Source organism: Xanthomonas sp. NCPPB 1325 (assembly GCF_041477645.2).
GTDB lineage: Bacteria > Pseudomonadota > Gammaproteobacteria > Xanthomonadales > Xanthomonadaceae > Xanthomonas > Xanthomonas cannabis.
Window position 1 is genome coordinate 4,410,639 of the sequence record NZ_CM192985.1, and the last position, 19,362, is coordinate 4,430,000.

A 19,362-nucleotide genomic window follows, 5' to 3' on the forward strand; every position below is an offset into this window, starting at 1 on the left:
GCGCGACACCTCCCACCTCGATGAAGAAGCTGCTGGCGCGGTTGCGCATTGATCCCTTCACCCTCGCGCTGCTGTGCACGGTCACGCTCGCCTCGTTTCTCCCGGTCTCGGGCACGGCCGCTGCGGTCATGGACGATGTCACCGATGTGGCCATCGCCGCGCTGTTCTTCCTGCATGGCGCGCGGTTGTCGCGCGAAGCGGTCAAGGCCGGCGCGCTGCACTGGCGGCTGCATCTGGTGATCCTGGCCTGCACGTTTGTGCTGTTTCCGCTACTGGGGCTGCTGTTCAAGCCGTTGGCGCATCTTGCGCTGACGCCGGAGCTGTACATCGGCGTGCTGTTCCTGTGCGCGTTGCCGTCCACGGTGCAATCGTCGATCGCCTTCACCTCGATGGCGCGCGGCAATGTGCCCGCCGCGGTCTGCGCGGCCTCGCTTTCCAGCCTGCTGGGCGTGTTCTTCACTCCGCTGCTGATGGGCGCGCTGGTCGGCAGCCAAGGGGCCATGGCGCATCCCGCCGAAGCCATCGGCAAGATCCTGCTGCAGTTGCTGGTGCCGTTTCTGGCCGGCCATTTCCTGCGCCCGTGGATCGGTGGCTGGGTCGAGCGGCATCGCGCCGTACTGCGCTACACCGATCAGGGCACCATCCTGCTGGTGGTCTACACCGCCTTCAGTGCATCGGTGAATGAAGGGCTGTGGCAGAAGACCCCGCTGCCGGCATTGCTCGCCGTCCTGGGCGCCGCCGCGCTGCTGCTAGCGGTGGCGATGCTATCGATCACCTTCATCGCACGGCGCCTGCGCTTCAACCGCGCCGACGAAATCGCCGTCGTCTTCTGCGGCTCGAAAAAGAGCCTGGCCACCGGCGTGCCGATGGCCAAGGTGATGTTCGCCGGCGGCGGGCTGGGAGCCATCGTGCTGCCGATCATGCTCTACCACCAGTTGCAGCTGATCGTGTGCGCCTTCGTGGCCGCCCGCTATGCGCGTACCGCGCCGGATGCCGCGCAGGGCCGGGCCGGCCATCATTGAGGATGGTGGGCGCGGCCCACTGCGCATTGCATGACACCGGTTCGCCTGGCCGGCTGCTGCCGGTTGTCAGCACAGATACAACGGTTATGACGCCCACGCGCCAGCGTGCGCTAGCGTAGGCGATCGACATTTGCCAACCCCACGGTGACTGCCATGACGTTGTCGTTCCGACGCCCTTCCCCGCGCGCGACCGCGCTGCTGGCAGCACTGGCGCTCCTGGCCGGCTGCAACAAGCCCGCGCCCCCGGTGGCACCGGCGACAGCGCCCAAGGCAGCCACAACGCCTGTTCCCGCGTCCGGCATCGCCTGGCGCGAGGGCGACGTGGACGATGCCTTCGCCGAAGCCAGGGATAGCGGCAAGCCGGTCCTGCTGTACTGGGGCGCGGCCTGGTGCCCGCCCTGCAATCGCCTCAAGGCCACCTTATTCAAGGACCCGGCGTTCATTGCGCGTACCCAGCAATTCGTTGCCGTGCACCTGGATGGCGATTCGGAAGGCGCGCAGGCCTGGGGCGAGCGTTTTGGCATCAAGGGCTATCCCACCATCATCGTGCTGCGCCCGGACCGCAGCGAGATCACCCGCCTGGCCGGCGACGCCGACACTGCCCGCCTGGTCGACGTATTGCGTGTGGCTGCACGCAGCACCAGCACCGCCAGACAGCTGCTGGACACCGCCCTGCATGCGCCGCAGACCCTGACTCCAGACGACTGGTCGGTGCTCGGCAACTACGCCTGGGGCACCGACGACCGTCTGCTCAAGCGCGAGGAGGCAGCGGACGTGCTGACCCGGCTGTCCAAGGTGGCGCCACAGCCGGCGCTGCAGCGCAGCTTTGCGCTGGCGGCGCTCACTGCCGCCAAGGACCCGCCCGCCCCCGCTCCGGGCTATCGCACGTTGCTCGAGTCGGTGCTGGCCGATCTGGCAGAGGTGCGCGCCAATCTCGGCACGCTGAACTACATGCCGGCACGCCTGGTCGCTGCCGCCAGCGCCGATGCCGGCGAACGCGCCCCCCTGTCCGCCGCAGTGATCAACGCCCTGGACAAGGCCTACGCCGACCCCACGCTGCCGGTCTCCGACAGGCTCGGCACCACGTTCGCACGCATCCAGCTGGCCCGCCTGGCGCAGGGCCAGCCAACCGAGACCGAGCCCAAAGATCCGCCGCCGCTTCCGCAGGAGCTCGTCGATACCGTTCGCCAGCGCGTGCAGTGGGCCAGCGAAACCGCCAGGACCGATGAAGAACGTCAGTCCACCATCAGCACGGCTGCGGCCCTGTTGAGCGAGGTGGGCGACCACAGCGGCGCCGAGCAGCTGCTGCTGGCAGAGCTCTCGCGGACCCGGACGCCGTACTACTACATGCCAGAACTGGCAAATCTGGCCGAACACCGTGGCGACAAGAAAACCGCGCTGGCATGGCTCAGGAAGGCCTATGAGGGCGCGCAGGGCCCGGCCACCCGCGTGCAATGGGGCGTGCTGTATGTCGATGGGCTGATCCGGCTCAGCCCGGACGACACGGCAGCCATCGAAACCGCCGCCACGCAGGTGATCGGCGAGCTGGCCGGGCAGCCGGATGGCTACCGCCAACGGACCCGGCAACGGTTCGACACGCTCGCCGCTGCCCTCAAAGGCTGGAGCAAGCAGCACCACCGGGACGGCAGCGCGGTCCTGGCCAGGTTGCAGAAGAAGATGCAGTCCAGCTGCGACAGCAAGAATGCCAGCGACTGCGCCGGCTGGCTGAGCTGAGAGCGGACGCCTGCAACAGCCTGCTGCCTGCCGCAGGCAGGCTGCAGGCCTGGCGCATGCCCTTTAGCGCACCCAGGGCAGCAGCAGGTGATCGACCATGAGGAACGCGAACAGCGCCATCAGGTAGACGATGGAATACCCGAACATCTTCATCGAAAACAGCTCGTCCGGTGGGTCCAGCATGCGCCACGCATACCAGAGGAACACCGCGTTGAGCACCACCGTCCCGCCGAGATAGAACATCCCGCTCATGCCCACCGCCACCGGCAGCAGGGTCACGATGGCCAGCAGCACCGTGTAGACCAGGATCTGCTTGCGCGTGTGCGGCACGCCGTGGGTCACCGGCAACATCGGAATCGCGGCCTTGGCGTAATCAGCGCGCCGGAAGATCGCCAGCGCCCAGAAATGCGGCGGCGTCCAGATGAAGATGATCAGTACCAGCAACGCGGAGTTGATCCAGTCGGCGCTGGTCGGCAGCCCGGTCACCGCCGCCCAGCCCAGCATCGGCGGTGTGGCACCCGCCAGCCCGCCGATCACGATGTTCTGCGAGGTCGCCCGCTTCAGGTAGACGGTGTAGATCACCGCGTAACCGATCATCGACGCAAACGTCAGCACCGCGGTGATCACATTCACCCACACCACCAGAATGGTCATGGAGATCACGATCAGCACGCCGGCAAAGACCAGCACCTGCCACGGCCGCACCTTGCCCACCACCAGCGGCCGCCACGAGGTGCGCGCCATCTGTGCATCGATCTTGGCATCGAGCAACTGGTTGATCGCCGCTGCCGCCGAGGCGGCAAGCCAGATGCCCAGGAAACCCAGCGTTCCGGCACGCACCTGCGCCCAGGTGGGCAGGCCGGGAACGGCCAGGAACATGCCGACCAACGCGGTGAACACGATCAGTGCCACCACCTTTGGCTTGGTCAGATCCCAGTAATCGCGTGCACTGACAGCCATGCTCACTCCGGCGCGCGCAGCCGCGCCAGCAGCGACACCAGCACGAACAGCAAGGCCACCGCGCCGCCGTTGTGCAGCACCGACACTTCCAGCGGCAGCGCCAGCTTGACGTTGAGCATGCCCAGCGTCACCTGCACGGCCACCAGCACCGCCAGCGCGCTGGCCCACACCCGCATCCCCGGCGAGCGCGACAGACGCCACGCCAGCCACCACAGGTACAGCGCGGTCGCAATCGCCCATAGCCGGTGCGCCATCTGGATGGCAATCCGCGCCGCGCCATCGAGCACGCCGCCTTCGTAATCCACGCCGATGCCGCGCCACAGCGTGAAGCCCTCGCGGAAGTCATGCGGTGGCCACCACTGGCTGACACAGCGCGGGAAGTTGTCGGCCGACCAGCTGCCGCCACCGCAGGCCAGCGCCGCATAGTTGGCACTGACCCAGCCGCCCAGCGCGATCTGCAGGCCCAGCACTGCCACACCCAGGCGCAGCAGCCATTTCAAGCGCGACGCGTCGGCCAACGTGATCGGCAGGTGCGTTGCGCGCCACGCCATCCACACCAGCAGCGAAAACATCAGCATGCCGCCGAGCAGATGTCCCATCACCACGATGGGCTTGAGCAGCAAGGTTACCGTCCACATGCCCAGCAACGCCTGGAAGATCACCACCGCCAGCGTCAGCACGGCCGCGCGCGCCAGATCGATATTGCTCCAGCGCAGGGCCGCCAGCAGCAGGATCGCCTCACCGGCAATCGCCACACCCATCGCCGGGATGTGCCAGCCGGACATGTACAACGGGATCGACAGCGCCACCAGCACCGCGGCCGAGACCACCTGGGCGATGCCCATGCGACGTCGGCGCGCGGCCAGCAGCGATAGCACCAGCACCTCCACACCCAGCGCACCGGCCAGGAAGCGGTGCACCTGCTCACGCCAGGCCTTGTGCGATTCCAGCGGGCGGATCTTGCTGGCCACGTGGGTGTTGGCTTCGTCGGTGGTCTGCGGCCAGGTCACGCGGCCGTAGCAGGTCGGCCAGTCCGGGCAACTCATGCCGGCATCGGACAGGCGCACGAACGACCCGAACAGGATCGTGCTCGCGGTGAACAACGCCGCCAGCCAGGCCATGCGGTGGAAGTGGCGGAACAACGCCGGTGGCGCAAACAGATTCATCGGGCTCACATCAGTTTCAGCAGCTTGACCAGATCCGCGCGCAAGCCGGCCGGGGCGAACCCGGGGGCATAGCGCAGGATCACGAAGCCATTGGGGTCGATCACATACACCGGCACGCCGGCGGCATCGTTGGCGCGCGGCAGCGCTTGCCGCAAGTGTGCGTCGTCGCGCAGTACACGCAGGGCGGGCATCGGCGGCAGGCCAGCCGGTGGCGCGCCGATCCACAGCACCTCCACCTTGTCGGCGCGATGCCCGAGCAATTGCCACACCTTGTCCAGCTCGGCGGCCAGCGCCACGCAGCGCTGCGCACAGTCTGCCGGCGGTGCCAGCGCAATCCGCCAGATGCGCTCGCCCGGCGCCCACAGGTACGGCTGCCCGTCCGCACGCAACGGCGTCATCGCCCGCAGGTCGGCAGGCGGATGCAGCAGTTCGCCGTTGTTGCGCATCGCCGCTGGCTGCCAACCGGAAAAGCGCAGCACGCCGGCCAGCAACATCGAGCCGAAGAACAGCACTGCCAGCGCAATCAGCATCCTGCGGCCGCGTTTGACCGAGTGCGGCGTGGCCGATGTGGAAGGGGTCATGGCGGCGATTTTCTCATGCCGCAGGCGTCAGTGCCCGCGCCGACGGCGGCGTCGCGCACGCCATGTCAGCAGCGTGGCCGCGGCCAGCACGGCAGCTGCCAACCCGAACCATTGCACCGCGTAACCCAAGTGCCGCGCGGGTGGCAGCGTGTTTGGCAGCACGTCCAGATCGCGCACGTAGCCCACCGGCAACGCCGGATCCAGGCGCAGGACCTGCGACGAAATGTCGCGCCTGCCCAACGCATCTCGCAGCGCCTGCGTATCCAGGCGCGTGGCCAGCCAGGTATGCGCTGCCGCGGTGGGCGCCATTGCAGGACCGATGGCCAGGCCCGCCGATGGGCGCGCGCTCAACAGACCCTGCACTGCCTGCACACCCTCATGTGCCGCGATGGGCGGCAACTGCCGATCGGCCGGCAGCGGCAGCCAGCCCAGATCGACCAGCAGCGTGCTGGCGGTGCCCTCTACGGCGGCCAGCTGATAGACGCGCAGGCCGGCACGCCCCGCATGTAACTGGTTGTCCAGCAACACCTGCGCCGGCAAAAACCGCACCCGACCGCTTACCCAACACAACCCGGGCTGAGCCTGCACGGCCTGGCGCAGGGTCAACGGCCTTTCGCGTACATGCGCGGCGCGTTCCAGCAGTGCTTCCTTGCCATGCATGCGTTGCAGCTGCCACTGCCCGAGCGCGGCGAATCCGGCACTCAGCAGCAGCGCCAGCACCCACCCGATCGCGGCGGTGTGCTTGCGCGTCATGACAAGCGGCGCAAAAAGGCGTGCAATGCCCACACCACGCCGACGACTCCCGGGGCTGCTGTGAACGATTCGCTCAAGACGCTGCTGATTGTCGCCTTCCTGATCGTGATCCTGTGGAACCTGGGTGCCGGTCTCTACTACCTGTTGACCGACCGCGGCGAGACCAAGCGCACCGTCAACGCACTCACCTGGCGCATCGGCTTATCGGTCGCGTTGATCGCCATCGTGATCATCGGCATCTACACCGGCTGGATCAAGCCGCATGGCATCGGCCGCTGACGCGGCCGACGGGATTGGGGATTCGGCATTGGGGATTCGTAAGGGCAAAAACGGATCGCGCTTGCAGATTGCTTTTGCGAATCCCGAATCACCAATCCCGAATCCCTGCCCTCAAAGTACATACACGAACAGGAACAGCGCCAGCCACACCACGTCGACGAAGTGCCAATACCAGGCAGCCGCTTCGAATGCGAAATGGTTGTCGCGGCTGAAGTGTCCCTTGGCAGCGCGTAGCCACATCACCGCCAGCATGATCGTGCCCAGCAGCACGTGCATGCCGTGGAAGCCGGTGAGCATGAAGAAGGTCGAGCCGTAGATACCCGACCCCAGCGTGAGATTGAGTTCGGTATAGGCGTGGATGTATTCCTCGGCCTGCAGGAACAGGAACACGCAGCCCAGCAGCACGGTCAGGCCCAGCCACAGCAACAGCGCCCCACGTCGCCCGCCCTTGAGCGCGTGATGGGCGATGGTCAAGGTCACGCCGGAGCTCAGCAGGATCAGTGTATTGATCAGCGGCAGGCCCCAGGCGGGAATGGTCTGGAATTGCCCGCCGATCGTGCCCGGGCCGTTGGTCGGCCATGCAGCGGAGTAGCCGTTCCACAACAGCTCATTGGTCATCACACCATCGCCTTCGCCACCCAACCAGGGCAAAGTCAGCACGCGTGTGTAGAACAAGGCGCCGAAGAAGGCGCCAAAGAACATCACCTCGGAAAAAATGAACCACACCATCCCCATGCGGAACGAGCCGTCCACCTGGCGGTTGTAATTGCCGGCGTTGGACTCGCGAATGACATCGCCGAACCACATGAACAAGGTCGCCAGCAACATCGCCATGCCGGCGAAAAAGGTCCAGCGCCCCCAGGCCGCATCGTTGAGCCAGCTGGCCACGCCAATCATCATCACGAACATCGCAATCGAGCCGACAAAGGGCCATTTGCTTTGCGTCGGGACGAAATACGCATCGGCGTTGGGACTGTGATCGGCCATGGCGTTGCTTCCGTGTCGTGGAGCGGTGGATGAAGGCTACGGTGCCGCGCGCGGCGCGCCGGATGCACTGCCGCCCGGCAATTGCGAAGTCAGCGCGTCGTTGCGGTAGAACGTGTACGACAAGGTGATCGTGGTGACTTCCGGCGGCAACGCAGGATCGACGATGAACCGCAGCGGCATGTCGCGCGTTTCACCGGCCTGCAGGGTTTGCGCGGTAAAGCAGAAACATTCGGTCTTGTTGAAATACCCGGACGCACGCGCAGGCGCCACCGACGGCACCGCGCTGCCGACCACCGCCCGCTTGCTGTCGTTGCGCGCGAAATACAACGCCTCGTTGAGTTCGCCGGGCACCACATCCATCGTCATCTGCTCGGGATGGAAGGTCCACGGCAACTTCGAGTTGACCCCCGCATCGAACTCCACGCGCACCGTGCGCCTGCCCGGCACCGCGACTGCACCACCTGCGCCAGCAGCACCCGCGCGCGTACTGCCCGGCGCACGCTCCATGCGGATACCGAACACCTTCTCGCAGGCGATGCGGTACAGCGGCACCAACGAAAAAGTCAGCACAAATACGCCCAGCACCACGCCGAGCAGCTTGAACAAGCCCGCTGTTGGCACGGGAGCTGGCGCGCGCGCATTCATCGCCCGATGACTCCCGACGCGATGAAGCCTGCGTAGATCAGCAACGCGATGATCCCCACCGTGATGGCAGTCCGTCGCACGGCACGGCGTTGCTGCGCCTGTCGTTCGGCAGCCGACAGCAGGCGCGTCACCGCCGGCTCCGATGCAGAGTCAGTGGCCGATGTCTTCATGCGCAAGATCTCCAGGCTTGATCACCGGCGGCACGGTGAAGGTATGCGCCGGCGCCGGCGATGGCACCGTCCATTCCAGCCCCTTGGCACCTTCCCACGCACGCGCATCGGCGCGGGCACCGCTGCGCAACGAAGCGAACAAGATCGCCGCCATCAGGAACGGGGTGGCGAACATGCCGAACGCACCGATCGAGCTGACCAGGTTCCAGTCGGCAAACACCACGTTGTAATCGGGAATACGCCGCGGCATGCCGGCCAGGCCCAGGAAGTGCTGCGGGAAGAACAGCAGGTTGACGAAAATCATCGTCCACCAGAAATGCACCTTGGCCCAGGTCTCGTTGTACATCCGGCCGGTCCATTTCGGCCACCAGTAGTACACCGCCGCGATCAACGCGAACACCGCGCCGGTCACCAACACGTAGTGGAAATGCGCGACCACGAAATAGGTGTCGTGATACTGGAAGTCGGCCGGCACGATTGCCAGCATCAGACCGGAGAACCCACCGATACTGAACAGGATCACGAACGCCACTGCCCACAGCATCGGCGATTCGAACGTCAGCGAGCCCTTCCACATCGTGCTGACCCAGTTGAACACCTTCACTCCGGTCGGAATGGAGATCAGCATGGTGGCGAACATGAAATAGATCTCGCCGCCCAGCGGCATGCCCACCGTGAACATGTGGTGCGCCCACACGATGAAGCTCAGGAACGCGATCGCCGCGATCGCATACACCATCGCCTGGTACCCGAACAGCGGCTTGCGGCTGAAGGTGGGGATGATTTCGCTGACCACGCCGAACGCCGGCAGGATCATGATGTAGACCTCCGGGTGCCCGAAAAACCAGAAGATGTGCTGGTACATCACCGGGTCGCCGCCGCCGGCTGCGTTGAAGAAGCTGGTGCCGAAGAACTTGTCGGTCAGCAACATGGTCACTGCACCGGCCAGTACCGGCATCACCGCAATCAGCAGGAAGGCGGTGATCAGCCAGGCCCAGCAGAAGATCGGCATCTTCAGCAGATCGATGCCCGGCGCACGCATATTGAGCACGGTGGCGATGATGTTGATCGCGCCCATGATCGAACTGACACCGGCCACGTGGATCGCAAACACGCTGAAGGCCACGTTGTAGCCGCCCTGCAGCGACAGCGGCGGATACAAGGTCCAGCCACCGGCTGGCGCACCACCCGGCAAAAACAGCGTCAGCAACAGCAGGGTAAAGGCGACGGGCAGCAGCCAGAACGACCAGTTGTTCATGCGCGGCAGCGCCATGTCCGGCGCGCCGATCTGCAGCGGGATCATCCAGTTGGCCAGACCGACGAACGCCGGCATCACGCCGCCGAAGATCATCACCAACGCATGCACGGTGGTCATCTGGTTGAAGAATTCCGGCTTGACGAACTGCAAGCCGGGCTGCATCAGTTCGGCGCGGATCACCACGCTCATCGCCGCGCCGATGATGAACATCACGAAGGAGAACAGCAGGTACAGCGTGCCGATGTCCTTGTGATTGGTCGAAAAGAACCAGCGCTCGACGAAGCCGGGCTGGTGGTGTCCGTGGTGATCGACTGCGGTGTGCGCCATGACGGAACGGCCTCTGCGAAGCGGTGCGGTTGCGAGCGGTGTTAGAGAGCGGCGGTCGGTGCGGCAGGTTGCGCTGCCGGCGCTGCGGCAGGCGCGGCTTCACCAGCAGGGGCGGCCGCTGGTGCCGGGGCGCCCGCGGGCACGGGCGCCGCCGCGGGTGCGGTACCAGCAGCGCGGCGCGCCGCCAGCCAACGCTGGAATTCGGCCTTGGGCAACGCCTCGACCACGATGGGCATGAAGCCATGATCCTTGCCGCACAATTCAGCGCACTGGCCGCGATACACGCCCGGTTGCTCGATATTGGTCCAGGCCTCGTTGACGATGCCCGGGATCGCATCCTGCTTCCAGCCAAGCGCCGGCACCCACCAGGCATGAATCACGTCGTCGGCGGTGATGACAAAGCGGATCTTGGTGTTGACCGGCAGCACCAGCCGATTGTCGACGTCCAACAGGTAGTGCGGCTGCGAAGCGACTGTGGGCCGCTCGCCGCTCTGGCGGATGCGGTCCGACTCACGCGCCAGGCGGCTGGTGAATTCCACCCCCTGGCCCAGATATTCGTACTTCCACATCCACTGGTAACCGGTCACCTTGACGGTCATTTCCGATTCGCGGGTGTCGTACATCGCAATCAACTTGGCGGTCGCCGGCCACGCCATCGCAATCAGCACCAGCACCGGAATCACGGTCCACAATACTTCGGCCTGCGTGTTGTGACTGAACTGCGCAGCCACAGCCCCCTTGGACTTGCGGAACTTGAACATCGCATAGCCCATCGCCGCAAACACGAGCGCGCCGATCACCACGCACACCCACAGCGCCACCATGTGCGCCTCGTAGGCCATGCGCGCAGTCTGGGTGACGCCGCGCCCCATATTGAGCTGCCACTCCTTTGGATCGGCCGACTGCGCCCACACGGCGGGTGCGCATGACAGCGCCGCCATCGCCAGGCCAAAGCGTGAATACGTCGACTTCCAGCTGCTGCGTTGCGTCATTGCCTAGACCCTTACGTCATCGGTGACGGCCATTGGCGGCCGCGAGCAAGCGTTTCAGCGTATCTGCCAGTTCCACACGTTCGGCCGGCCCGAGAAAGCTTCCGATCTCGATCTGCCTGCCGCTGCTCACCAGCAGCACCCTGTCGTCGCGCTCCATGCATAGCCGCACCCAGTGCGGATGTGCCTGAAACGCTGGTGGCGCCTGTCCGGACGGAAACACCTCAACGGCGGTCTCCCCCACCCGGATCGCTTCTTCGCGCTCGCCACTTCGCCACAACTGACGTAGCGCCAGCGCCACCACACCACTGTGCAACAGGGCGAATACCGGCGCGAATGCATTGCCGGTCCACCACCCCAGGCCCGCAAACAACCACATCGTTCCTGCCAGCACCGCAAACAACATCACGAACTGCCTGGCCGACAGCGCCCGCGGAGGCCGCAACCGCAATTGCGTCCCGACCCCTTCGGACATCAACGGCAGTACTTCGATCATGGCAACACGCAGCGGACTGCGGGAACAGCCCGATGGTAGACCCGCGCGAACGCATGCGGCAAGCATTTCCGGCGATCAAAAATTTGCTGCAGTGCAGCTAAAAACACGCGTAAATCAATCACTTCCGAAAACCCGCGACGACACAACCCGAGGACTGGGCCTGCCGTCACAGGCGATGGCGACCTGCACAAAACGGCGGGAAAGCTGCCGCTTCCACACAAGTGCGCGCGCGCCTTCGCTCTCTAGAATGGGCATGGATCTCCAGGCATCTTTCGCATGAACGCTCAGCTCGACCCGCTTGCCTCCGCCGCCGTTCCACATCCGCTGCTCGCCCCCGAATTGCCGGCCGCATCCGGCGCCTTGCGCGCCGCCATCACCGCTGCCTGGCTCAAGGACGAGGCCGAACACGTACGCGAACTGCTCGACCAGGCGCGCCTGCCCGCCGCCGAGCAGGCCAAGGTGCAGGCGCTGGCCGCCGATCTGGTCACCCGCGTGCGTGCACGTGCGCAGCACCAGGGCGCGATCGAAGCCTTCATGCGGCAGTACGATCTCGGCAGCGAGGAAGGCGTGCTGCTCATGTGCGTCGCCGAAGCGCTGCTGCGCATTCCGGACCAGGAGACCGCAGACAAGCTGATCCGCGACAAGCTCGGCGATGCGGACTGGAAAAAGCACATGGGCGGCAGCGATTCGGTGCTGGTCAATGCTTCGACCTGGGGACTGATGCTGACCGGCAGGCTGGTGCAGCTCAACGACCTTACCCGCGCCGATGTGCCCGGCGCCTTCAAGCGCTTGATCGGCCGCGTCGGCGAGCCGGTGATCCGCCTGGCAGTGCGCCAGGCAATGAAGATCATGGGCCACCAGTTCGTCATGGGCCGCACCATCGGCGAGGCGCTGTCGCGTTCGCGCAAGGGCGACAATGCCGACTACCGCTATTCGTTCGACATGCTCGGCGAAGGCGCGCTCACCATGAAGGATGCACAGCGCTATCTGCAGGCATATCGCGATGCCATCCATGCGATCGGCCGCAGCGGCAGCTTTGTCGGCACCGATGTGTTCGCTGCACCCAGCATCTCGATCAAGCTTTCCGCGCTCTACCCGCGCTACGAACACGCCAAGCGCGCGCGCGTCATGGCCGAACTGGTTCCAGGCGTGCTGGAACTCGCGCAGCTGGCCAAGTCCTACGGCATCGGCTACACCGTCGACGCCGAAGAGGCCGAACGTCTGGAGCTGTCGCTGGACATCATCGAAGCCACCTTCTCCGACCCGTCGCTGGAGGGCTGGGAAGGGTATGGCCTGGCGGTGCAGGCGTATCAGAAACGCACGCCGTACACGATCGATTTCCTGGCCGACCTGGCGCGTCGCATTGGCCGCCGCATTCCGGTGCGGCTGGTCAAGGGCGCGTACTGGGATGCGGAGATCAAGCGCGCCCAGATTGAAGGCCATTCTGGCTACCCGGTGTTTACCCGCAAGCAGAACACCGACGTGTCCTACCTGGCCTGCGCACGTCGCATGTTTGCGCACAGCGATGCGCTGTACCCGATGTTCGCCACGCATAACGCGCAGACGATTGCCGCTGTGCGCGCCATTTCCGCCGGCAAGACCTACGAGCACCAGAAGCTGCACGGCATGGGCGATGACCTGTATGCCGAAGTGATCCCGGCCGATCGCCTGGGCCTGCCGTGCCGTGTGTACGCGCCGGTCGGCTCGCACGAGGATCTGCTGCCTTACCTGGTCCGTCGCCTGCTCGAGAACGGCGCGAACTCCAGCTTCGTCAATCGTATTACCGATGAGGACGTTGCCATCGAAGACCTGATCCGCGATCCGGTCGAGGCTGTCGCGTCGTTCGCATCCATCCCGCATCCAAAGATCCCGCTGCCGACCGATCTGCTGCGCAGCCAGAACCAGAACAGGAAAAACTCCATGGGCGCCAACCTCGCCAACGACAACGATCTGCGGCAGCTGGCCGAGCAACTCAACGCCGCAATCAAGCCATGGACAGCCGCACCGCTGGTTCCAGGTGCGGTAATCAGCACGCCGCGCGAAGCTGTGCTCAATCCTGCAGATCGCCGCGAGACGGTGGGTCACTGGCAGCCAGCCGATCCGGCCACGGTGCAGAAGGCACTCGCTGCGGCCGCGGCTGCACAACCTGGGTGGAACCGCACGCCCGCGGCCAGCCGCGCCACCATCCTGGAGCACGCCGCCGACCTGCTAGAAGCGCGCATGCCCGAGTTCATGGCCATCTGTGTCAAGGAAGCGGGCAAGACCCTCCCTGATGCCGTGGCCGAAGTGCGCGAGGCGGTCGACTTCTTGCGTTACTACGCCGGCCAGGCGCGCGCGCAATTTGGTGCGCCCGAACGCCTGCCCGGACCGACCGGTGAATCCAACGAGCTGCAATTGCATGGCCGCGGCGTCTTCGTCTGCATCAGCCCCTGGAATTTCCCGCTCGCGATCTTCCTTGGCCAGGTGGCGGCCGCCTTGGCGGCCGGCAACAGCGTAATCGCCAAGCCCGCCGAACAGACCAATCTGATCGGCTATGCGGCAGTGAAGTTGCTGCACGACGCCGGCGTCCCGGAAGCCGCAGTGCAGTTCCTGCCTGGAGATGGCGCCACTGTCGGTGCAGCCTTGACCAACGACCCCCGGGTGGCTGGCGTGGCATTCACCGGTTCCACCGAGACCGCGCGCATCATCAATCGCACCCTGGCCGCGCGCGATGCGGCTATCGGCGTGTTGATTGCCGAGACCGGCGGGCAGAACGCCTTTATTGCCGATTCCTCCTCGCTGCCCGAAGCCGTCGTGAAAGACGCCATCTCCAGCGCGTTCATCTCAGCCGGACAGCGTTGCTCGGCCGCACGCGTCCTGTTCATCCAGGACGACATCGCCGACAAGGTCATGACCATGCTGGCCGGTGCTATGGGCGAGCTGAAGATCGGCGACCCCGGCCTGCTCTCAACCGACGTTGGGCCGGTGATCGACGCCGAAGCGCTCAAGATCCTCGACGATCACGCAGCACGCATGGACCGTGAGGCGCGCCTGATCGGAAGTACCAAGCTGGATGACGCTACCGCCCACGGCAGCTTCTTCGCCCCGCGCGCCTACGAGCTGGGCTCGCTGGCCCAGCTGCAGCGCGAGATTTTCGGGCCAGTCTTGCATGTCATCCGCTGGAAGGCCGACCAACTCGATGCTGTCATCGATCAGATCAACGCGACTGGCTACGGCCTGACCCTGGGCGTGCATTCGCGCATTGATGAGACCATCGAGCGCATCACCTCGCGGGTTGCAGTCGGCAACGTCTATGTCAACCGCAACCAGATTGGCGCCGTCGTCGGCGTCCAGCCGTTCGGCGGCCAAGGCCTGTCCGGTACCGGCCCCAAGGCCGGCGGCCCGCATTACCTGCTGCGCTTTGCAACCGAAAAGGTCGTCACCGTGAATACCACCGCAGCAGGTGGCAATGCATCGTTACTGACCCTGGGCGATTGATCAAAAAAGCCGCACGCAAAAAAGCCCCGCCTGGTGCGGGGTTTTTTGTGCGCGCGTGGCGGTGTGGAAACCGGGTGACTGACCAAAAACCACCCCCGCCGTTGAACAACGACAGATCCATGCACATTCCCTGCCGATCAGTAGTGCTGGTCGCCAAACGCCACGTTAGAACAGAACAGAACACAGATAGCATCGCACTGGGTGGATGTATCCAGTGCATCGCTTCTGTTGCAACAGCAGCTCTTTACGCCGGAATGCATCCAGCAAGGGCAAGGAGTAACTTCGGCTGCCGCCCCCTGCTAGCAGAGGTGACAGAAATCAGACCCGTGTGCTGGCACCAACTACGAGTCATCCAGCGCTGACGTCCTCCGCTCACGACCTCCACCGATGCCATTGTGTTTTAACGCATGCCCCCCTCTATCGGCTTCGGCTCGAGAGGTTGTCACCAAGCTCCAGTCCCAAGCGATCAGGCGAGCATCTATTGGCCGCTCACCACGGCACCTATGGCAGCCCCAGACCAGCGGTCCTGCGGTCGCCCCTCTCGATGCACGCAGTTTTCCACTCACAACTTCTGCCGATTCCCGATGACGCTTAGCGGCGCCTTTCAACATCAGCCCGTTTGGTGCCTGCGGAGACGGCTGTTGCTGTTTTAGGGGAAGTAGCGCACCGGACGAAGCATCGTAGATATGTATCAGCGTGCTGCAATTGCCGCTGTCTGAGAGGCGGCTTGGCCGAAGAGGCAGTGGCCGCGGTAGGCGCGGAGCAGGCGATGCGCGGGCAATCAGGCGTCCGTTGGACGCTGCGGGCGGCGTCGACTTGATGGCTAATCGCAGCTGCCGTAGTGCGCTATAAACTCAGGCTATGCCCACCATTCGGGCAAAAAGAAACCCTCAGTCCTTGTGGACTGAGGGTTTCGGGTAAAGCCCCTGGCGATGACCTACTCTCGCATGGCTTGAGCCACACTACCATCGGCGCAGCTGCGTTTCACTTCCGAGTTCGGGATGGGATCGGGTGGTTCCACAGCGCTAATTTCACCAGGGAGACGGTTGGAGCGTCGCCAGTTGCTGCTTCCTCAAACGTCTGCACGGGTGTGCAAGCGTTAGCGTATGGAAGCACCTACGGCGCTCAGCCTCGCATAGTTAACTTGTGACGTAGCTTGCATTTGATGATCTACCAACGTTCGTTGGGACCAAGGCAACTTGAGGTTATATGGTCAAGCCGCACGGATCATTAGTATCAGTTAGCTCAATACATTGCTGTACTTACACACCTGACCTATCAACCACGTAGTCTACATGGTTCCTTTAGGGGGCTTGTGCCCCGGGAAGTCTCATCTTGAGGCGCGCTTCCCGCTTAGATGCTTTCAGCGGTTATCGCTTCCGAACATAGCTACCCGGCAATGCCACTGGCGTGACAACCGGAACACCAGAGGTTCGTCCACTCCGGTCCTCTCGTACTAGGAGCAGCCCCTCTCAAACTTCCAACGCCCATGGCAGATAGGGACCGAACTGTCTCACGACGTTCTGAACCCAGCTCGCGTACCACTTTAAATGGCGAACAGCCATACCCTTGGGACCGACTACAGCCCCAGGATGTGATGAGCCGACATCGAGGTGCCAAACACCGCCGTCGATATGAACTCTTGGGCGGTATCAGCCTGTTATCCCCGGAGTACCTTTTATCCGTTGAGCGATGGCCCTTCCATACAGAACCACCGGATCACTAAGACCTACTTTCGTACCTGCTTGATCCGTCGATCTTGCAGTCAAGCACGCTTATGCCTTTGCACACAGTGCGCGATGTCCGACCGCGCTGAGCGTACCTTCGTGCTCCTCCGTTACTCTTTAGGAGGAGACCGCCCCAGTCAAACTACCCACCATACACGGTCCCTGATCCGGATAACGGACCTAGGTTAGAACGTCAAGCACGACAGGGTGGTATTTCAAGGATGGCTCCACTGCAGCTAGCGCCACAGTTTCATAGCCTCCCACCTATCCTACACAGACGAACTCAACGTTCAGTGTAAAGCTATAGTAAAGGTTCACGGGGTCTTTCCGTCTTGCCACGGGAACGCTGCATCTTCACAGCGATTTCAATTTCACTGAGTCTCGGGTGGAGACAGCGCCGCTGTCGTTACGCCATTCGTGCAGGTCGGAACTTACCCGACAAGGAATTTCGCTACCTTAGGACCGTTATAGTTACGGCCGCCGTTTACTGGGGCTTCGATCAAGAGCTTCGCCTTGCGGCTGACCCCATCAATTAACCTTCCAGCACCGGGCAGGCGTCACACCCTATACGTCCACTTTCGTGTTTGCAGAGTGCTGTGTTTTTGATAAACAGTCGCAGCGGCCTGGTTTCTGCGACCCTCTTCAGCTATAGCTCGCATGAGCCACCAAAAAGGGTGCACCTTCTCCCGAAGTTACGGTGCCATGTTGCCTAGTTCCTTCACCCGAGTTCTCTCAAGCGCCTGAGAATTCTCATCCTACCCACCTGTGTCGGTTTACGGTACGGTCTTCGTGAGCTGAAGCTTAGGAGCTTTTCCTGGAAGCGTGGTATCAGTGACTTCGCCATAAAGGCTCGTCTCGGTGCTCGGTCTTAAAGAATCCCGGATTTGCCAAAGATTCAAACCTACCGCCTTTCCCCGGGACAACCAACGCCCGGTACACCTAACCTTCTCCGTCCCTCCATCGCACTCACGCGAGGTGCAGGAATATTAACCTGCTTCCCATCGACTACGGCTTTCGCCCTCGCCTTAGGGACCGACTAACCCTGCGTCGATTAACGTTGCGCAAGGAAACCTTGGGCTTTCGGCGTGCGGGCTTTTCACCCGCATTATCGTTACTCATGTCAGCATTCGCACTTCCGATACCTCCAGCAGACTTCTCAATCTGCCTTCGCAGGCTTACGGAACGCTCCTCTACCGCGCATAAAACAAGTTTTATGCACCCCAAGCTTCGGTTCACTGCTTAGCCCCGTTAAATCTTCCGCGCAGACCGACTCGACCAGTGAGCTATTACGCTTTCTTTAAAGGGTGGCTGCTTCTAAGCCAACCTCCTGGCTGTCTATGCCTTTCCACATCGTTTTCCACTTAGCAGTGAATTTGGGACCTTAGCTGTGGGTCTGGGTTGTTTCCCTTTTCACGACGGACGTTAGCACCCGCCGTGTGTCTCCCGGATAGTACGTACTGGTATTCGGAGTTTGCAATGGTTTGGTAAGTCGCGATGACCCCCTAGCCATAACAGTGCTCTACCCCCAGTAGTATTCGTCCGAGGCGCTACCTAAATAGCTTTCGAGGAGAACCAGCTATCTCCGGGTTCGATTAGCTTTTCACTCCTAATCACAGCTCATCCCCGTCTTTTGCAACAGACGTGGGTTCGGGCCTCCAGTACCTGTTACGGCACCTTCACCCTGGCCATGACTAGATCACCCGGTTTCGGGTCTACTGCCCGCGACTATGCGCCCTTATCAGACTCGGTTTCCCTTCGCCTCCCCTATACGGTTAAGCTTGCCACGAACAGTAAGTCGCTGACCCATTATACAAAAGGTACGCAGTCACTCTTGCGAGCTCCTACTGCTTGTACGCACACGGTTTCAGGATCTATTTCACTCCCCTCTCCGGGGTTCTTTTCGCCTTTCCCTCACGGTACTGGTTCACTATCGGTCGGTCAGGAGTATTTAGCCTTGGAGGATGGTCCCCCCATATTCAGACAGGGTTTCACGTGCCCCGCCCTACTCGTCTTCACTGGAGTGGCCCTTTTAAATACAGGGCTATCACCTTCTATGGCCAATCTTTCCAGATTGTTTTTCTAAAGCCATTCCAGCTTAAGGGCTGTTCCCCGTTCGCTCGTCACTACTCAGGGAATCTCGGTTGATTTCTTTTCCTCCGGTTACTTAGATATTTCAGTTCACCGGGTTCGCTTCCAGCAGCTATGAATTCACTGCAGGATACTGCCGAAGCAGTGGGTTTCCCCATTCGGATATTGCCGGATCAAAGCTTGTTGCCAGCTCCCCGACACTTTTCGCAGGCTACCACGTCCTTCATCGCCTCTGACCGCCTAGGCATCCACCGTGTGCGCTTATTCGCTTGACCATATAACCCCAAGTTGCCTCGGAGTTACATGTACGTGTTGTGTGGGGTACAAAGCCACCAACGCGAACATACGACTCAATTATTTAGGGACTCGAAGTCCCCGCCTTAGCCTCAACGACACGTTTAGATAGATATCTCAAACGCTCGCTACGTCACAAGTTATAAAAGAACATGTATCAGCCTCAACGCTGATCCATATAAATTCTTAAGTGTGCACTACATTCAGAGTGGTGGGTCTGGGTAGACTCGAACTACCGACCTCACCCTTATCAGGGGTGCGCTCTAACCACCTGAGCTACAGACCCGAAGTCTTTTCACTCAATATGGTGGAGCCTGTCGGGATCGAACCGACGACCCCCTGCTTGCAAAGCAGGTGCTCTCCCAGCTGAGCTAAGGCCCCAAAAGGGACTTCGCATACCGACCTGTGC

General features: G+C 62.8%; 14 protein-coding genes, 2 tRNA genes and 2 rRNA genes. 4 read left to right on the plus strand and 14 right to left on the minus strand.

The features are described from left to right. Positions 1-20: 20 nt before the first annotated feature. Complete coding sequence (locus tag ACCQ10_RS18680) at positions 21-1,022, plus strand: bile acid:sodium symporter family protein (RefSeq protein WP_372361547.1); 1,002 nt, start codon at positions 21-23, stop codon at positions 1,020-1,022. 153 nt (positions 1,023-1,175) lie between these two features. After that, positions 1,176-2,756 carry a thioredoxin family protein gene (locus tag ACCQ10_RS18685; RefSeq protein ID WP_372361548.1) on the plus strand — a complete coding sequence of 527 codons (1,581 nt, stop codon included), beginning with the start codon at positions 1,176-1,178 and terminating at the stop codon, positions 2,754-2,756. Positions 2,757-2,819: 63 nt separating this feature from the next. On the opposite strand, the gene cyoE is transcribed toward ACCQ10_RS18685, so the two are convergent. Genes cyoE through ACCQ10_RS18705 form a run of 4 tightly spaced genes read right to left on the minus strand, consistent with a single transcriptional unit; the run spans position 2,820 to position 6,216 of the window. Beyond that, positions 2,820-3,716: a heme o synthase gene (gene cyoE / locus ACCQ10_RS18690; RefSeq protein ID WP_372361549.1), complete on the minus strand. Its 897-nt coding sequence runs from the start codon at positions 3,714-3,716 to the stop codon at positions 2,820-2,822. A gap of 2 nt (positions 3,717-3,718) precedes the next feature. Further along, positions 3,719-4,882: a COX15/CtaA family protein gene (locus ACCQ10_RS18695; protein ID WP_039408698.1), complete on the minus strand. Its 1,164-nt coding sequence runs from the start codon at positions 4,880-4,882 to the stop codon at positions 3,719-3,721. 5 nt (positions 4,883-4,887) lie between these two features. Further along, positions 4,888-5,463, minus strand: coding sequence for a redox-active disulfide-containing membrane protein (locus tag ACCQ10_RS18700; protein ID WP_372361550.1), 576 nt, complete (start codon positions 5,461-5,463; stop codon positions 4,888-4,890). Between the two features lie 27 nt (positions 5,464-5,490). Beyond that, complete coding sequence (locus tag ACCQ10_RS18705; RefSeq protein ID WP_372361551.1) at positions 5,491-6,216, minus strand: SURF1 family protein; 726 nt, start codon at positions 6,214-6,216, stop codon at positions 5,491-5,493. 60 nt (positions 6,217-6,276) lie between these two features. Between ACCQ10_RS18705 and ACCQ10_RS18710 the strand changes: the two genes are divergently transcribed. Continuing rightward, positions 6,277-6,495 carry a twin transmembrane helix small protein gene (locus ACCQ10_RS18710; protein WP_039564426.1) on the plus strand — a complete coding sequence of 73 codons (219 nt, stop codon included), beginning with the start codon at positions 6,277-6,279 and terminating at the stop codon, positions 6,493-6,495. A 111-nt stretch (positions 6,496-6,606) separates the two neighbouring features. On the opposite strand, the gene ACCQ10_RS18715 is transcribed toward ACCQ10_RS18710, so the two are convergent. Genes ACCQ10_RS18715 through ACCQ10_RS18740 form a run of 6 tightly spaced genes read right to left on the minus strand, consistent with a single transcriptional unit; the run spans position 6,607 to position 11,367 of the window. Continuing rightward, entirely contained in the window at positions 6,607-7,482 is an 876-nt protein-coding gene (locus tag ACCQ10_RS18715) for a cytochrome c oxidase subunit 3 (protein ID WP_039408675.1), read from the minus strand. Positions 7,483-7,518: 36 nt separating this feature from the next. Then, the gene (locus ACCQ10_RS18720) at positions 7,519-8,127 is read right to left on the minus strand and encodes a cytochrome c oxidase assembly protein (protein WP_372361552.1); all 609 of its coding nucleotides are present in this window, start codon (positions 8,125-8,127) and stop codon (positions 7,519-7,521) included. Next, positions 8,124-8,258: a hypothetical protein gene (locus ACCQ10_RS18725; RefSeq protein WP_008577456.1), complete on the minus strand. Its 135-nt coding sequence runs from the start codon at positions 8,256-8,258 to the stop codon at positions 8,124-8,126. The genes ACCQ10_RS18720 and ACCQ10_RS18725 overlap by 4 nt, the downstream gene beginning before the upstream one ends. Positions 8,259-8,277: 19 nt before the next feature. Beyond that, positions 8,278-9,882 carry a cytochrome c oxidase subunit I gene (gene ctaD / locus ACCQ10_RS18730; protein WP_039408685.1) on the minus strand — a complete coding sequence of 535 codons (1,605 nt, stop codon included), beginning with the start codon at positions 9,880-9,882 and terminating at the stop codon, positions 8,278-8,280. A gap of 41 nt (positions 9,883-9,923) precedes the next feature. Further along, a complete protein-coding gene (gene coxB / locus ACCQ10_RS18735; RefSeq protein WP_184391044.1) occupies positions 9,924-10,874 on the minus strand; it encodes a cytochrome c oxidase subunit II in 951 nt (316 codons plus the stop codon). 16 nt (positions 10,875-10,890) lie between these two features. Continuing rightward, positions 10,891-11,367 carry a DUF2244 domain-containing protein gene (locus ACCQ10_RS18740; RefSeq protein ID WP_039408691.1) on the minus strand — a complete coding sequence of 159 codons (477 nt, stop codon included), beginning with the start codon at positions 11,365-11,367 and terminating at the stop codon, positions 10,891-10,893. A 276-nt stretch (positions 11,368-11,643) separates the two neighbouring features. Here ACCQ10_RS18740 and putA point away from each other — a divergent pair, with 276 nt between their 5' ends. Further along, complete coding sequence (gene putA, locus ACCQ10_RS18745; protein ID WP_372361553.1) at positions 11,644-14,844, plus strand: bifunctional proline dehydrogenase/L-glutamate gamma-semialdehyde dehydrogenase PutA; 3,201 nt, start codon at positions 11,644-11,646, stop codon at positions 14,842-14,844. 924 nt (positions 14,845-15,768) lie between these two features. Here the strand turns inward: putA and rrf are convergent. The 4 genes from rrf to ACCQ10_RS18765 all read right to left on the minus strand — a co-directional run bounded on the left by rrf (position 15,769) and on the right by ACCQ10_RS18765 (position 19,334). Next, positions 15,769-15,883, minus strand: a 5S ribosomal RNA gene (rrf, locus tag ACCQ10_RS18750). Positions 15,884-16,053: 170 nt separating this feature from the next. After that, positions 16,054-18,934, minus strand: a 23S ribosomal RNA gene (locus ACCQ10_RS18755). A 228-nt stretch (positions 18,935-19,162) separates the two neighbouring features. Next, a tRNA-Ile gene (locus tag ACCQ10_RS18760) sits at positions 19,163-19,239 on the minus strand. 19 nt (positions 19,240-19,258) lie between these two features. Further along, positions 19,259-19,334: transfer RNA gene (locus ACCQ10_RS18765), tRNA-Ala, on the minus strand. Between the last annotated feature and the right edge of the window lie 28 nt (positions 19,335-19,362).

Excerpts from the sequence above, each read along its gene's own strand:
- ACCQ10_RS18695 (WP_039408698.1), bottom strand. The coding sequence starts at position 4,882 with ATGAATCTGTTTGCGCCACCGGCGTTGTTCCGCCACTTCCACCGCATG.
- ACCQ10_RS18720 (WP_372361552.1), bottom strand. The coding sequence starts at position 8,127 with ATGAATGCGCGCGCGCCAGCTCCCGTGCCAACAGCGGGCTTGTTCAAG.
- ACCQ10_RS18685 (WP_372361548.1), top strand. The coding sequence starts at position 1,176 with ATGACGTTGTCGTTCCGACGCCCTTCCCCGCGCGCGACCGCGCTGCTG.
- ACCQ10_RS18705 (WP_372361551.1), bottom strand. The coding sequence starts at position 6,216 with ATGACGCGCAAGCACACCGCCGCGATCGGGTGGGTGCTGGCGCTGCTG.
- ACCQ10_RS18700 (WP_372361550.1), bottom strand. The coding sequence starts at position 5,463 with ATGACCCCTTCCACATCGGCCACGCCGCACTCGGTCAAACGCGGCCGC.
- coxB (WP_184391044.1), bottom strand. The coding sequence starts at position 10,874 with ATGACGCAACGCAGCAGCTGGAAGTCGACGTATTCACGCTTTGGCCTG.
- ACCQ10_RS18680 (WP_372361547.1), top strand. The coding sequence starts at position 21 with ATGAAGAAGCTGCTGGCGCGGTTGCGCATTGATCCCTTCACCCTCGCG.
- ACCQ10_RS18715 (WP_039408675.1), bottom strand. The coding sequence starts at position 7,482 with ATGGCCGATCACAGTCCCAACGCCGATGCGTATTTCGTCCCGACGCAA.
- cyoE (WP_372361549.1), bottom strand. The coding sequence starts at position 3,716 with ATGGCTGTCAGTGCACGCGATTACTGGGATCTGACCAAGCCAAAGGTG.
- ctaD (WP_039408685.1), bottom strand. The coding sequence starts at position 9,882 with ATGGCGCACACCGCAGTCGATCACCACGGACACCACCAGCCCGGCTTC.
- ACCQ10_RS18740 (WP_039408691.1), bottom strand. The coding sequence starts at position 11,367 with ATGATCGAAGTACTGCCGTTGATGTCCGAAGGGGTCGGGACGCAATTG.
- putA (WP_372361553.1), top strand. The coding sequence starts at position 11,644 with ATGAACGCTCAGCTCGACCCGCTTGCCTCCGCCGCCGTTCCACATCCG.